Origin of the sequence: Acinetobacter sp. WU_MDCI_Abxd143, assembly GCF_025514195.1 — a bacterium.
Lineage (GTDB): Bacteria > Pseudomonadota > Gammaproteobacteria > Pseudomonadales > Moraxellaceae > Acinetobacter > Acinetobacter pittii_H.
On sequence record NZ_JAHPTH010000005.1, the window covers coordinates 136419 to 151624 of the forward strand.

General features: G+C 40.3%; 14 protein-coding genes. 10 read left to right on the plus strand and 4 right to left on the minus strand.

The genetic code is table 11. From position 1 onward, the window contains the following. Positions 1–146: 146 nt before the first annotated feature. Positions 147–971 carry an exodeoxyribonuclease III gene (locus tag KTI79_RS11840; RefSeq protein WP_002122009.1) on the minus strand — a complete coding sequence of 275 codons (825 nt, stop codon included), beginning with the start codon at positions 969–971 and terminating at the stop codon, positions 147–149. Positions 972–1009: 38 nt separating this feature from the next. Here KTI79_RS11840 and pyrE point away from each other — a divergent pair, with 38 nt between their 5' ends. Next, positions 1010–1660, plus strand: a complete 651-nt coding sequence (pyrE, locus tag KTI79_RS11845; protein WP_002121863.1) for an orotate phosphoribosyltransferase — start codon at positions 1010–1012, stop codon at positions 1658–1660. Positions 1661–1709: 49 nt separating this feature from the next. Here the strand turns inward: pyrE and KTI79_RS11850 are convergent, their stop codons facing one another. Further along, on the minus strand, positions 1710–3896 hold the full coding sequence (locus tag KTI79_RS11850; RefSeq protein ID WP_199964053.1) for a TonB-dependent receptor: 2187 nt from the start codon (positions 3894–3896) through the stop codon (positions 1710–1712). Positions 3897–4125: 229 nt separating this feature from the next. Beyond that, the gene (locus KTI79_RS11855; protein ID WP_002122004.1) at positions 4126–4338 is read right to left on the minus strand and encodes a DUF1737 domain-containing protein; all 213 of its coding nucleotides are present in this window, start codon (positions 4336–4338) and stop codon (positions 4126–4128) included. A gap of 160 nt (positions 4339–4498) precedes the next feature. Between KTI79_RS11855 and gshB the strand changes: the two genes are divergently transcribed. The 8 genes from gshB to lpxC all read left to right on the plus strand — a co-directional run bounded on the left by gshB (position 4499) and on the right by lpxC (position 13735). Next, positions 4499–5443, plus strand: coding sequence for a glutathione synthase (gshB, locus tag KTI79_RS11860; RefSeq protein ID WP_086266273.1), 945 nt, complete (start codon positions 4499–4501; stop codon positions 5441–5443). A 237-nt stretch (positions 5444–5680) separates the two neighbouring features. Next, positions 5681–6778 carry an undecaprenyldiphospho-muramoylpentapeptide beta-N-acetylglucosaminyltransferase gene (gene murG, locus KTI79_RS11865; protein ID WP_032036138.1) on the plus strand — a complete coding sequence of 366 codons (1098 nt, stop codon included), beginning with the start codon at positions 5681–5683 and terminating at the stop codon, positions 6776–6778. Between the two features lie 11 nt (positions 6779–6789). After that, positions 6790–8238, plus strand: coding sequence for a UDP-N-acetylmuramate--L-alanine ligase (murC, locus tag KTI79_RS11870; protein ID WP_057075488.1), 1449 nt, complete (start codon positions 6790–6792; stop codon positions 8236–8238). Positions 8239–8275: 37 nt separating this feature from the next. Continuing rightward, on the plus strand, positions 8276–9202 hold the full coding sequence (locus KTI79_RS11875) for a D-alanine--D-alanine ligase (protein WP_002121862.1): 927 nt from the start codon (positions 8276–8278) through the stop codon (positions 9200–9202). A 2-nt stretch (positions 9203–9204) separates the two neighbouring features. Then, entirely contained in the window at positions 9205–10059 is an 855-nt protein-coding gene (locus tag KTI79_RS11880; protein ID WP_002122049.1) for a cell division protein FtsQ/DivIB, read from the plus strand. A 60-nt stretch (positions 10060–10119) separates the two neighbouring features. Beyond that, the gene (gene ftsA / locus KTI79_RS11885) at positions 10120–11382 is read left to right on the plus strand and encodes a cell division protein FtsA (protein ID WP_086266272.1); all 1263 of its coding nucleotides are present in this window, start codon (positions 10120–10122) and stop codon (positions 11380–11382) included. A gap of 164 nt (positions 11383–11546) precedes the next feature. After that, positions 11547–12722, plus strand: a complete 1176-nt coding sequence (ftsZ, locus tag KTI79_RS11890) for a cell division protein FtsZ (protein WP_002121912.1) — start codon at positions 11547–11549, stop codon at positions 12720–12722. Between the two features lie 110 nt (positions 12723–12832). Beyond that, positions 12833–13735 carry a UDP-3-O-acyl-N-acetylglucosamine deacetylase gene (gene lpxC, locus KTI79_RS11895; protein ID WP_017399846.1) on the plus strand — a complete coding sequence of 301 codons (903 nt, stop codon included), beginning with the start codon at positions 12833–12835 and terminating at the stop codon, positions 13733–13735. A gap of 97 nt (positions 13736–13832) precedes the next feature. Here lpxC and KTI79_RS11900 read toward each other — a convergent pair whose 3' ends face one another. After that, positions 13833–14279 (minus strand): DciA family protein, encoded by a 447-nt coding sequence (locus KTI79_RS11900; RefSeq protein ID WP_005804431.1) that lies wholly within the window; start codon positions 14277–14279, stop codon positions 13833–13835. 100 nt (positions 14280–14379) lie between these two features. On the opposite strand from KTI79_RS11900, the gene KTI79_RS11905 reads away from it, so the two are divergent. Next, the gene (locus KTI79_RS11905; RefSeq protein ID WP_002121983.1) at positions 14380–15072 is read left to right on the plus strand and encodes a M23 family metallopeptidase; all 693 of its coding nucleotides are present in this window, start codon (positions 14380–14382) and stop codon (positions 15070–15072) included. Positions 15073–15206 lie beyond the last annotated feature (134 nt).

The following is a 15206-nucleotide window of genomic DNA, read 5'->3' on the forward strand; positions in this document are numbered from 1 at the left end:
TTCCTACGGCGTCCTATCCTTTTGCGTCATCCTGACTGCTTCCCTGTGCCGTGGGGCTATAATGCCGTTAAAGCTGTGTAAGAAAAATACTCAAAAACGACATATGCTGTAAGCGAAAACGACAATGTAAGTGAACGAGTGTTCACTTATTCTTGAATTTTATAGTCGATAATAACGGGTGCATGGTCGCTAAACCATTGATCTTTATAAACCCAAGCATTAATTGTACGTGCTTTCCAGTCTGGCGAGCATGCATGGTAATCAATACGCCATCCTACATTTTTTGCACGCGCTTGACCGCGATTTGACCACCATGAATAAAGTTCCGCTTCTGTACGAACTACACGGAAGGTATCGACATAACCAAGTTCATCATAGATATGGTCAAGCCACGCACGTTCATGTGGTAAACAACCAGATGATTTTTGGTTACCTGACCAGTTTTTGATATCAATTCGTTTATGAACAATGTTGTAGTCACCACAAATGATCACTGACTTGTTTTCATCACGCCATTGTTTCAAGATTTTTGCGTATTCACCTAAAAATAAATCTTTACGTGCTTGCGCTTCTTCACCACTTGAGCCCGAAGGTAAGTATAATGACGCAATATGTACCGGATGTGACAAACCCAAATCGAATTCCGCAGAAATAAAGCGGCCTTGACTGTCAGCTAGCTCAAACCCTAATCCATCTTTAACAGAGACGAAGGGTAGGCGGCTATATATCGCAGTCCCCGCGTAACCTGCACGCTCTGCTGGAAAGAGATGGGTATGCCATCCTTCGGGTCTGAATTTTTCAGTCCATTGTTCATGGGTAATGCGGCTTTCCTGCATGCATACGACATCGGCATCTGATTGTTCTAACCATTCAAGTAAGCCTTTCGTCACCGAAGAACGTAAGCCATTTACGTTAATGGAAACGACTCGAAGAATTTTTACATCACTTGGATACTGATCCTTTGGTATCATGCGAAAATTTAACCTCAATTGTGAATTTGGAGCACCTCATGACAACGCCTGTGTCATTTCACCCGCAAGCATTTATCGAACTCGCATTATCACGCGGTGTGCTTAAATTTGGTGAGTTTACTTTAAAATCTGGACGCGTGAGTCCTTATTTTTTTAATGCAGGCCTACTCAACGATGGTGAAGCTTTATCTCTTTTAGCACAAGGCTATGCTGATAAATTAACACAATGTGAAAATGTTGATGTGATTTTTGGACCAGCTTACAAAGGTATTCCATTTGTAGCAGCGACTGCTGTGGCTTTATCGCAAGTCCATAATAAAAGTGTGCCATGGGGCTTTAACCGTAAAGAAGCGAAAGATCATGGTGAGGGTGGTGTTTTAGTTGGTGCTGCGGTTGAAGGTAAAAAAGTCTGGATTATTGATGACGTAATTACCGCAGGTACAGCAATTCGTGAAGTGGTAACGATTTTGAAAAATGCTGGTGCAACTATTGCGGGTGTTTTGGTGGCATTAGATCGTCAAGAACGTGGTCAAGGTGAACTTTCTGCAATTCAAGAAGTTCAAAAAGAATTAGAAATTCCTGTACATGCACTGATTACCATGAAAGATTTAATGGATTATTTAGAAGCGAAAGGTGAAACAGAAGCCCTAGCAAATATGCAAGCGTATCGCGAGAAATATGGTATCTAAAAAGAAAAAGGCATACTTCTAAAGAGGGTATGCCTTTTTAATATTTTACTTAGAACTGATAATTTAAACGCAATAACACATTACGTGGTGTGCCTGGCATGCTGTCTGAGCGCCAGTATTCTTTATTAGTTAAATTGTTCACTGCAAGTGTGACATTCCATGGGGCTGCACTATAGCCAATCGCTGCATCGACACGGTTAAAGCCTTCCATTTTTACTTGATTATTAATATTTGGATAATAAGACCCGACATAGGTCACGCCCACTTCGGTATACCACTGTTCAGTTGGTAAATAACGAACAAATAAATTACCTGTGTTCTTAGATGTGTTGGCTAAATAGTTGCCTTCTTGTTCAGGTTTTTGTTTATCTTCTTTCACTTTTGCATCTGTGTAACCATAACCACCACGGACAAAGACATTATCAAGTACACGACCAATAAAACTAAATTCCAGACCACGTGATTGATGCTGACCCGCAGTTGCCCATACATCTGGCTGCTCATTAGGATTTGGTTTATAGCGGATATTATTTTTACGAATATCAAAGACCGAAAATTGAGTATTTAAACGATTATCTAACCATTCGCTTTTTACCCCAACTTCATATTGTTCGTTATATTGAGGCTCTTTATCCATTTTTGTGACATCGGTGCTTCCAGTAACTTGGTTAACACCCATTTGTCCACCAAATGGTGCAAAGCTCTTAGAGTAAGAGGTATAAAAGCTATGTTCAGGAAGCGGTTGCCATACCAAACCAACATTTGGGCTAAAGCTGCCATCTTTTACATTACGGTGTTCTTTAGTCAGCTTGTTGGTGGTTGAAAAGTCAAAGTAATCGTAGCGCACACCCAGCATGAGTTTAAGTTGGTCATTTAGACCAATTAAATCTTGAATAAATACGCCGTAAGTTGTGCCTTCATTATAGTTATGCTGATTAATCTTTAATGGGCCATTCCCACGACTGTACTCACGTTCGCCAGTGATTGGATTAACGTAACCATAAATGGCTGACCCATTTTGAGTTTTATTGGCTAGACGTGGCTCTCGTTGTTCATAAGTCCAGTCTGTACCCATCATGATTTGATGTTCAAGCTGACCAGTTTTGAACTTACCCTTAATATCAAAGGTATTGGTGGTGGTCTTATTGCTGGTTTGTTGCCAGTAGTAAATTTGGTCGACGTAACCTTTTTTAGTACAAGACTCATTCTTTGAGTTTTTACCATCTAAACCACAATAAGTTCCAAAATAAAAGTGGTCAAAGTTCTGTTCTGCTTGTCGGTAACTTGCTGCCCAGTGAAAGTTCCAATCAGGCGCATATTGATAATTCACATCGGTGCGGACCACTTGCAAAATATCATCAACATAATCGCCGTCTTGGGCAAATCCCATTTTAATTGAAGTTTCTGCAGGCAGAATGTCACGTGATGGTCCGCGATCAGGTACACGACCTAATTTGTCATAGGTATATTGTGTGGTCCAAGTGAGAGTTCCATCATCATTTTTATAAGTAAAACTTGGTGAAAACATTTCAATTTTATTTTCAATACCGGAGCGGAAGCTCCCTGATTCACCATATTCTCCAGTTAAACGTACTGCTAAATTGTCATTAAGTACTTGGTTGATGTCAGCGGTTGTTCCGTAGTTGTCGTAAGAACCTGCGTACGCACCAACTGAACTTTTGGAGTCAAAATTGGCGAATTTACTCACCATATTCACAACTCCACCGCCAGCACTACGGCCATATAAAACAGAGGCGGGGCCTTTTAAAATTTCAATACGTTCGATATTTGCTGTACTACGACGTACTTGTCCGCTTTCACGTATGCCATCACGATAAATATCACCTGTATCAGCACCAAAACCACGTATCGTGATCCCATCACCGCGCATATCATAACTGGTTGATACGCCAGGGGTGCCTTGCAGCATAACGCTTAAATCATTTGATCCATAAATTTTATATTTCTGAACATCAATTGTATCAATGGTTTGAGGAATATCTTTTTTGTCTAAACCATTACGTGTGACATTGGCTTTGTCGTAGTCGATATAACTTTTAATTGGGTCGAGCTCACTCATTGCCTCAATTTTTATGGTGGGCATGGTAGCTGCCACTTTTGATGAGTCAGTCACATCTTCTGCATAGGCACCTTGAATATTCAAGATCATTAAACTGAGTAAGCTCAGCGGGAAAAGACGCTTCATTTGGGGAGATGGTATAGAAATTCTTAACATAAAAATAAAATCAATTAACAAAATAAAAGTACAAATGATAATTATAATCATTTAATTGTTTAGAATAAAAGAACTATTACCTTAAAAAATGACATATTTATTTTTTAATAACTGATTTTTAGTAAGTTAATTAGCAAATTAAACGAATTGGATGAGTTGACTCATTAGTTTTTCTTGTTAATTGGGCTTTAAAGGGGACTTTTCGTTGATTAAAAGCACCCTTCTGGAATTACGCGTTATTTTTGAGAACATCTAAAATATCCATTTCTGGATCATAATTTTCATCAATTGTTTTGCAAATTGCTTGTCCCACAATGACATGCGTGCCGTTAAAGGTCATAGTGGGTGCTTCATATAACTCCCAACCATGATTCAGAGCTTTAGTCACTCGTGCACAAAAAGCAGAGTCATCAGGACCAGTTAAATAGCGATAAAGTTTCATCTTTAGCCTTTAAAAATAGTATTTTATAACCTTAGTTTAACTGAATTTACCTTAATTCAAGATAAAGAAATAACCGATAAGGTTTTACTGAAATTAAGAAAAACCAGTGAAAAATCTCAGTTATACTCATGCTAATTTAAATTTTAAGAAGAGCTTGAGCATGCGTGTACTTGTCGTCATGGATCCGATTGAAACCGTAAACCTTAAAAAGGATTCAACCATGGCAATGTTGTGGGCGGCGAGCCGTCGTGGACATGAATTAGGTTATGCATTACAACAAGATTTATATATCGATCAAGGTAAAGCTTACGGCCTCATTTCACCGCTAAAGGTTTTCGAAGATTACAACCATTACTATGAGCTGGGCGAAAAGAAAAAAGAATCTATCGGGGCTTACGATGTAGTACTCATGCGTAAAGATCCGCCGTTTGACATGAACTTTGTCTACACGACTTACGTGCTTGAGCAAGCTGAGCGCGAAGGTTCATGGATTATTAACAAGCCTCAATCACTGCGTGATTGCAATGAAAAACTCTTTGCAACGCAGTTTCCAGAACTGCAAGTGCCTACACTTGTAACATCACAGCAAAGTTTAATTCGTGAATTTATTAAAGAACATGGCGATGTAATCGTTAAGCCACTTGATGGTATGGGGGGGATGGGCATTTTCCGTTTGTACCAAGACGGTGTAAATATTGGTTCTACCCTAGAAATGCTTACAGAGCTAGGTACTCGTCCCATTATGGCTCAGCGTTATATTCCTGAAATTGTAGAAGGGGATAAGCGTATTTTAATGGTGAATGGTGAACCTGTTCCTTACTGTCTAGCTCGTATTCCACAAAATGGTGAAGTACGCGGTAACTTGGCGGCAGGCGGTTTAGGCCAAGCGCGTCCGCTTACTGAAAACGATAAGCTGATTGCTGCTAAAATTGGCCCTTTCCTACGCGAAAAAGGTTTGATTTTTGTAGGCTTAGATGTGATTGGTAATTATGTCACTGAAATTAATGTCACTAGCCCAACCTGTATTCGTGAAATTGATGCTCAATTTGGTACATCAATTGCCGATGATTTATTTGATGTATTAGAAGCTGGTCGCACAGCTTAATTATTTATTTCAGGTGATTTTCAGCGGTATTTATTGGAAATCACCTGAAAATATATGAATTAATAAAATAACAATACTAAATACACCACAGCTTTGTAAGCATATTTTCAAAAAAGCACATCTTTCTGTTATAAACGAGTGAAATTAGCTTTTCGTTAATGAAGCTTTAGGATTAAAATAAACGGCTACAAAAATAGATGACAATTTCCATTGTTTTTTGAGTTGAAGAATTAGACCGTGACCGATTCACAGCAAAGCAAACCTAAACATGTCATGATGATGGCTGCCGGTACAGGTGGACATGTTTTTCCAGCCCTCGCCGTAGCCAAAAAACTTCAACAACAAGGTTGTCAGGTTTCATGGTTAGCCACGCCAACAGGTATGGAAAACCGATTATTAAAAGATCAAAATATTCCAATATATCAAATTGATATTCAAGGTGTTCGTGGCAACGGATTAGTCCGTAAAATTGCTGCACCTTTTAAAATTTTAAAAGCCACTTTAAGCGCAATGCGTTATATGAAACAGCTTAAAGTTGATGCAGTTGCAGGCTTTGGTGGTTATGTTGCGGGGCCGGGTGGTTTGGCCGCACGTTTGTTAGGTATTCCTGTACTTATTCACGAGCAAAATGCAGTTGCAGGTTTTACCAATGCGCAGTTATCTCGTGTTGCTAAAGTCGTATGTGAAGCATTTCCAAATACCTTTCCTGCTGGTGGAAAAGTCGTTACAACAGGAAATCCTGTACGTCATGAAATCACAGATATTTTAAGCCCAAAGTGGCGTTATGATGAGCGTGCGCAAGCAGGACAGCCTCTAAATATTCTAATTGTTGGTGGTTCTTTAGGTGCCAAAGCACTCAATGAACGCTTACCTCCAGCATTAAAACAATTACAAGTTCCACTCAATATTTTTCACCAGTGTGGTCAGCAACAAGTTGAGGCAACTCAAGCACTTTATGCAGATGCACCAGCTAATTTAACTGTACACGTTTTGCCGTTTATTGAAGATATGGCAAAAGCTTATAGTGAGGCGGATTTAATTATTTGCCGAGCTGGAGCACTCACCGTAACAGAAGTTGCAACAGCAGGTGTGGCCGCAGTTTTTGTACCACTCCCTATAGCAGTTGATGACCATCAAACTGCAAATGCCAAATTTCTGGCGGATGTCGGTGCTGCGAAAATTTGCCAGCAATCGACCATGACGCCAGATGTTTTAAATGAATTGTTCACTTCGCTGATGAACCGCCAATTACTTACTGAAATGGCAGTGAAAGCGCGTCAACATGCCCAACCAAATGCGACTCAGCATGTGGTTGATCTTATCCAAAAAATGTAATCGGATTTACTATGTCTCCATCAACAGCTGCGAACCAAGCAAAAAAACTGATTAAAGTGCCTGAAATGCGCCGTATTAAACACATTCATTTTGTGGGGATCGGTGGCGCTGGGATGTGTGGCATTGCAGAGGTTTTGGGTAACCAAGGCTATAAAATTTCCGGTTCAGACATTAAAGCGTCTAAAACTACAGAACAATTAGAGAAAAATGGCATCAAAGTTTATATTGGCCATCAACCGGAAAATATTAAAAATGCCAATGTGCTTGTAGTTTCTACAGCAATTGATCCGGAAAATCCGGAAATTAAAGCTGCAATTGAACAGCGTATTCCAATTGTACGCCGTGCAGAAATGCTAGGTGAGCTTATGCGTTACCGTCACGGTATTGCTGTGGCTGGTACGCATGGTAAAACCACAACTACAAGTCTTTTGACGACGATGTTGGCGGAAGAAAACCTTGATCCAACTTATGTTATTGGCGGCTTACTTAACAGTACAGGCGTAAATGCGGCGTTAGGTGAAAGCCGTTTCATCGTGGCTGAAGCTGATGAATCAGATGCATCTTTCCTTTATTTGCAACCAATGGCCGCGATTGTAACCAATATCGATGCTGACCATATGGATACCTATGAAGGTAGCTTTGATAAATTAAAAGATACGTTTGTACAGTTCCTTCATAACTTACCATTTTATGGTTTGGCTGTAGTTTGTGGTGATGATGCGAACATTCGTGAAATTCTGCCGCGTGTAGGCCGTCCGGTCATTACTTATGGTTTTAATGAAGATAATGACATTCGAGCAGTTGATATTGAACAAGATGGTATGCAATCGCACTTCACTGTGTTGCGTAAAGGTCGTGAACCATTGCGTTTAACAATTAATCAACCAGGCTTACATAATGTTTTAAATGCCTTGGCAGCAATTGGTGTTGCCACAGATGAAGGTGTTTCTGATGATGCAATTAGCCGTGCATTAGAAGGATTTAGTGGTGTTGGCCGCCGCTTCCAAGTGCAGGGTGAATTTGAACTTGCTGATGGCAATGTTAAGTTGGTTGATGACTATGGACATCATCCGAAAGAAGTAGAAGCAACAATTAAAGCTGCTCGCCAGAGTCATCCAGACCGTCGTTTGGTTATGTTGTTCCAACCACATCGTTATTCTCGTACCCGCGATTGTTTTGATGACTTCATTGAAGTGCTCTCTCAAGTCGATCAATTATTATTGTTGGAAGTTTATCCTGCTGGTGAAAAGCCTATTGTGGGTGCAGACAGTCGTACTTTGGCTCGTAGTATTCGTTTACGCGGACAAGTAGAACCAATTTTGGTTGATCCGGTGGAAGGTAATTTGCAAAACATCATGCAAAATGTGTTACAACCAAATGACTTGTTATTAACGCAAGGTGCGGGTAACGTGGGAGCAATTTCAGTAGAACTTGCGCAACACCATTTGTATGTGAAATAAACAAAAAGTATTGAATTATCGGGTTAAGGATTTAAACGTGTCAAATGCTACAAAATTCGGCAAAGTTGCCGTGTTATTTGGTGGGAAATCGGCTGAGCGTGCTGTGTCTTTGGATAGTGGTCAGGCAGTTTTGGACGCTTTGTTACGTTCAGGTGTTCAGGCTGAAGCATTTGATCCACAAGACCGCAGTGTGACTGAACTTGTAAATTATGATCGTGCATTTATTGTATTGCATGGTCGCGGGGGTGAAGATGGCCAGATTCAAGGTGTACTTGAATGGTTAAATCTGCCTTATACAGGAACAGGTGTGCAAGGTTCTGCTATTGGCATGGACAAAGTTAAAACCAAGCAAATCTGGCAAGGTAGCGATTTACCTACAGCGCCATATCGCATTATTACTAAAGAAACAGATTTAGATGCGGTGATTGCTGAGTTGGGCTTACCTGTCATTATCAAACCTGTACATGAAGGCTCAAGTGTCGGCATGAGTAAGGTTGAGAAAGCAGAAGACTTTGCTGCAGCAATTGAAAAGGCGACTCAGCACGATGCTGTGGTTATGGCAGAAAAATGGATCACCGGTCGTGAGTTCACAATTTCATTCCTAAATGGACAACCTTTGCCTGTCATTCGTTTGCAACCACCAGCAGATGTTGCTTTCTATGACTATGAAGCGAAATATCAACGTAATGATGTAGAGTATGGTATTCCTTGTGGTCTTAGTGAGACTGAAGAGAAAAACCTACAAGCATTGTGTTTACGTGCTTTTCAGGCCGTTGGTGCAGAAGGCTGGGGTCGTATTGATGCGATGCAGGATGAGCAAGGCAATTTCTGGCTTTTAGAGGTAAATACTGTGCCAGGTATGACCAGTCACTCTTTAGTTCCAAAAGCTGCTAAAGCTGTTGGTTATAGCTTTGATGAATTGTGCGTTGCAATTCTTGAGCAAACATTGGAAGGTACGGCTTAAATATGGCACAACTTCCGGCTTCCATGCGCCGTAAACGTGCGGCTATCACCTCTATTCATGATAAACCGCCTACGCGTAAGCAGAAGCTTGCGAATGCTGGTGGATGGGTGCTGTTGGTTATTGCTTTTGTAGTGCTGGCAGTCGGAATTTATGGGCTATATAAAGTTATTACAGATGCAACAGTTGCAAAACTAGAAGTTGTAGGTTCGGCGTCTTCGGTTGAAACGCAACAAGTGATGCAACATGTTGCTCCAATTATAAAAGCAAATTATTTCACATCTGATTTAGAACAGATTCGTGACAAAACATTAGAAATTTCATGGGTAGACCGAGTTGTCGTATCTCGTGCTTGGCCCAATGGTATTCGTGTCCGTGTCATGCCTCGCCATGCTATCGCTCGTTGGGGAACAGGTCGCTTATTAAGCGATGGTGGCGATGTATTTAGTGAGGCAGAGCCGACGAATCATCCTGAACTTCCGTTGCTTCATGGGCCGGTAAGTCAGTCAAAAATGATGATGCGACGCTATAATGAAATTAATCAATTATTCCATCCTGTTAATTTACGTTTAAAAGAGTTATATCTGACTGAGCGAATGACTTGGTTTATGCAATTTGATTCTGGTTTACGCATTATTGTTGACCAAGATCAAACAATGAATAAGTTGCAACGTTTAAGTCATCTGGCACAATCTGACTTAAAACCGGTGTGGTCGAAAATCTCAGCCATTGATTTACGATATCGTAATGGATTATCTATTCAATGGAAGAACGCAACACCACCTAAAATTGTGAATGGTCAGTTTGTTGTAACGAGTGATGACACAAGCATTGCAGGTGGAACAAAAGCAAAGCCATAATACGTGGCTTTAAAATAGGCAATTTGCCTGGTATTAAACAACAAAGAAATGGTATGAGTGATGAGTGAAGCTGTTCCCTCAGTTGTTGCGATTGACATTGGGACGCATAAAGTTTCAGTTTTGATTGGAAAAATTCATGCGCCGGATAACATTCAAGTTATCGGTATGGCAACTGCTCGCAATCGAGGCATGAATAAAGGAAAAATTGTAAGCCTCGATAAAGTCATTGCTGCGATTAAAAATGCTGTTGCTGAAGCGGAAAATATGGCCGAATGTCGCATTCATAGCGCATGGGTATCTATTCCGAGTACCGAGTTGCAAAGTTTTTATGCCTCTGGTCGCACACCAGTATCTAATCCAGCACATGTGATTACAACAAATGAAGTCGTGCGCGCGTTAGAATTGGCAAAAGCAAGTCATGTGACTTCTGATTACTATTTAGCAAGTGCAGTGCCGTTAGGCTTTGAATTAGGTGATTCTGCTGAATGGGTGCAGAATCCAATTAATATGACTGCCCATAGTATGACTGGACATTATCAGTTAATGATGATGCCTATAGCGACTATGCAAAACCTTGATCGTGCCATGAAAGGTGCAAATATCGGGGTTGAAAAAATGGTGGTGTCTTGTTTGGCAACCGCTGAGGCAAGCTTACTGAAAGATGAAAAAGAGTATGGTGTTTGTCTAGTTGATATTGGTGCAGGCATTACCAATCTTGCTGTTTATCTAGATGGACGTTTGGCTCTAGCGCGTACGTTGCAACGCGGTGGTGAACACGTTACACGTGATATTGCTGCTGTATTGCAAACGACGACAGAAGAAGCCGAAAGAATTAAAATTCTGCATGGTTGTGTCGATTTAAGTGCTGTTAAGCCAGATCACATGATTCAGGTAGAAGGAATTGATGGCCCTCAAACAATTAGCCGGATTGAGTTGTCAGAAATTATTATTGCCCGTTATGAAGAGATCTTTAGCCAGATTCGCGATGAACTCGAACAAAGCGGTGCAATTCATGGTTTATACCATGGTGTAGTATTGACAGGGGATGCTTGTCAAATAGAAGGTATGGTGAGTTTAGCTCGTCGTATGTTGGGTGTATCTGCACATTTGGGTAATCCGCCGTTACAGGTTTATGCTGATGATCAACATCAAGCAGCCTTACGTCGTTCTATGTATGCAACAGCAGCTGGTTTGCTCATGTTTAGCCAAAGTGAGTTGCAAGATGCTGTTGAAGAGCCTGAAGAGGCAAATGACCGTTCGATATGGGAACGAATGGTAAATGGCTGGAATGCGTTTAATAGCAAATTAAAAGCCATTTTTTAGGATGTATGTATTTATTGGTAGAATTGTTAGGAAGTTGTAAGAGAAAACCGCTGTACTTGACAAGGTTGGTATTGCACAGCATTCTTAAAATTAGTTATTTTTGAAAATCAAGGCAGTATACGGGCTGAAGTGACTGCCATAATGTATTAGGAACCCTAAAGGTCATGGCCTCATTTGAATTTATAGAAGATGAACTAAACGATGGCAACGGTCAAGCCCGTTTCACTGTATTTGGTGTAGGTGGTGGTGGCGGTAATGCCGTTCAACATATGGTGCAGTCTGATATTCAAGGTGTTAAATTCGTTTGTGCCAATACAGACAAACAAGCACTGGACTGTATGAATGCACCTTTCAAAATTCAGTTAGGCGAGCAAAGTACACGTGGTCTAGGTGCTGGTGCTAACCCTGAAGTAGGGCAAGTTGCAGCAGAAGAAAGCCGTGAAATCATTCGTCACCACCTTGAAGGTACCGATATGGTTTTCGTTACCGCTGGTATGGGTGGTGGTACGGGTACTGGGGCAGCGCCTGTTGTAGCTGAAGTTGCCAAAGAAATGGGTATTTTGACTGTTGGTGTAGTTACAACACCATTTAACTTTGAAGGCCGTCGCCGTTTAAAGTCTGCTGAGCGTGGTATTGAAGCACTTGAAGCACATGTTGACTCATTGATTATTATCCCTAACCAACGCTTACTAAGCGTATATGGCGATATTTCAATGAAAGATGCTTATAAAAAAGCTGATGATGTGTTGTTAAACGCTGTACGTAGTATCTTTGACTTGGTTGTTAACCGTGGTCACATTAACCTTGACTTCGCCGATTTGAAAACTGCAATGAGTACTCGCGGTTACGCAATGATGGGTGCTGGTTTAGGTCGTGGTGAAGATCGTGCGCGTCAAGCTGCTGAACAAGCGATCCGTAGTCCATTACTTGATAACGTAAATATTATTAATGCCAAAGGCGTGTTAATTAACATTACGGGTGGTGATGACATTACGTTACGTGAGACTGAAATCATTACTGATGTTGTGAACCAGATTGTTGACCTTGATGAAGGTGAAATCTTCTACGGTACAGTATTTGACCCAGATGCACGTGATGAATTACGCGTAACAGTGATTGCAACTGGTTTAACTCGTAATGCAGCAGATGCTGAACCGAGAAAACGTAATACGGTAAGCCATGCATCCTCTCAATCAGCTCAATCTGTTGATGAAGATGATGTTCCTGCAATCAATAAGCGTCAAAACGCCGATAATGAAGTCAGTAGCACAGCAAGTTCTACTCCGCGTTCTTCTCCAATGAGTATTCAAGATTACTTGAAAAATCAGCAACGTAAGTAAATAATCGTTAGATTTAATGAAAGGTAGTGTTCAAACACTGCCTTTTTTTATTTTTGATCAATGACTAAATATGCTAACGTATAGCGGTTTTAAAAAAGAAGTTACAAAGCATGGTGAAACAACGTACTCTCAATCGTGTGGTAAAAGCGAGTGGAATAGGTCTTCATAGCGGTCAAAAAGTGATGATCAATTTCATTCCACATACCGTGGATGGAGGTATTGTATTTCGCCGTATCGATTTGGATCCACCTGTCGATATCCCTGCCAATGCTTTATTGATTCAAGAAGCTTTTATGTGTTCCAACTTGGTAACGGGGGATATAAAAGTAGGAACAATTGAGCATGTAATGAGTGCAATTGCAGGTTTGGGAATTGATAACCTGATTGTTGAGGTGTCAGCTTCTGAAGTTCCAATTATGGATGGAAGTGCTGGTCCATTTATTTACCTTTTAATGCAAGGTGGATTACGTGAACTGGATGCACCGAAAAAATTTATAAGAATATTAAAACCAGTTGAAGCACTCATCGATGATAAGAAAGCAATTTTCAGCCCTCACAATGGTTTTCAATTAAATTTCACGATTGATTTTGACCATCCGGCATTTGCTAAAGAATATCAATCTGCGACGATCGACTTTTCGACCGAAACTTTTGTTTATGAAGTCAGTGAAGCACGTACTTTTGGTTTCATGAAAGATCTGGACTACTTGAAAGCAAACAATTTAGCACTAGGCGCAAGTTTAGATAATGCAATTGGTGTAGATGATACAGGTGTCGTCAACGAAGAAGGTTTACGTTTCGCTGATGAGTTCGTTAGACATAAAATTTTAGATGCAGTAGGTGATTTGTATTTGCTTGGTCATCAAATTATTGCCAAGTTTGATGGCTATAAATCAGGACATGCTTTAAATAATCAGTTGTTACGCAATGTTCAAAGTGATCCGAGTAATTATGAAATTGTAACATTTGATGACGAGAATCAGTGTCCAATTCCATATGTCAGCGTGACATAAGTCATTGTCTTTACTTGGCTATGTTATAATGTAACATTAAAAAGTGTGATTATTATCACATAATAATAATGATTCTAATTAAGAAATATAAAGCTCATCATTTTTTATTGCTTGCCAAACGTAGTAAAGCTTGGCTAAGCTTAGGGTCGCTCACAAAGTCGGCTGCACTACGTAACATTTCTTGTGTTTCCGGGGGGATGGGTTTAGATGGCTCAGATGAAGGTGCATTTGGAATATTTTTATTTCTTAATCGAACCTGAATTCTTTGTAGGTCTTTTAGCCCTTCGAGCTGAGATAATTTAGATACATATTGGTTCTGTAAATAACTGAGTTGACTAATCATCGCTTGATTTTCACCAGTAATGATTAAAGAGCCATTTTGATAACACACAACCTGCCATTGTTCCGGTTGGGGCAATAAGGGTTGGATAATTTTCGTAAGTCTTTGCCATTGCGCGACTTGCGTTGTTAGAAACGTAAGGTTTCCTGTTTTTATGTGTTTTCCGGTTTGTTGAAAAACGTTATCGGGTTTGGACATGGTCATTCTCGGATAGATTCTTGTCTTAATCTTAAGCGTTCATTTCAATTGATATCAAGGAAGAGATCATAAGGAACTTGAGTAAGAACAGTTTCAAGAGGTTTTTATGCACACGCGTCGTATTTTATTAGCGTTTTCACTTGCCGCTTCGGCAGCATCAGTTGCTTTTGCAGATTATCAAACAATTAACCAATCTACTGATTCAGATCGATTGGAACAGCTATCAAAAACATTATCTCAAGGTTCATATACTCATCCCGATGATTTAGATCTTCCGGCGAGTGCGAAAGTTTCAGTGACCTTACGCCAAAAAACGGTTGAACTCAACAATGAGTCACTTGCAAAGAAGTACGGTAATACAACCGCAAAAAATTCTTTTAATGCCTCTTCTTCAAATTCTTACTCTTGGTTAGTTTCTCATCCTCTTCCTGATACTGTACGAGTTTCTTCAAACTTTGGTGGTCGTACCATGGGTGGCCGTGCAGAACATCATGGTGGTTTGGATATGGCTGCTCCGAGTGGCACGCCAATCTATGCTACAGGCCCAGGTATTGTAACCAAATCTGGCTGGGGCACTGGTTATGGTCAATATGTTGAAATTAACCATGGTAATGGCTATTTAACGCGTTATGCTCATGCTTCACGTTTAATGGTGCGTGTAGGCGACCAAGTATCTGCGGGCGAGCATATTGCTAATGTAGGGTGTACAGGTCGCTGTACAGGTCCGCATTTGCATTATGAAGTTGTAAAAGATGGGCAACGTAAAAACCCAACTACTTACTTGGCGATGCTTCCATAAAAGCATAGTTAAAAAAGCAAGGTTATTAAATTTATGAATCTAAAACTAAGCTAAACCTTTTTTAACGCAAAGATTGTATAAAAAAACGCCATTATTGGCGTTTTTTTGTTATTTTGTTTACTGCTCGGTCAATG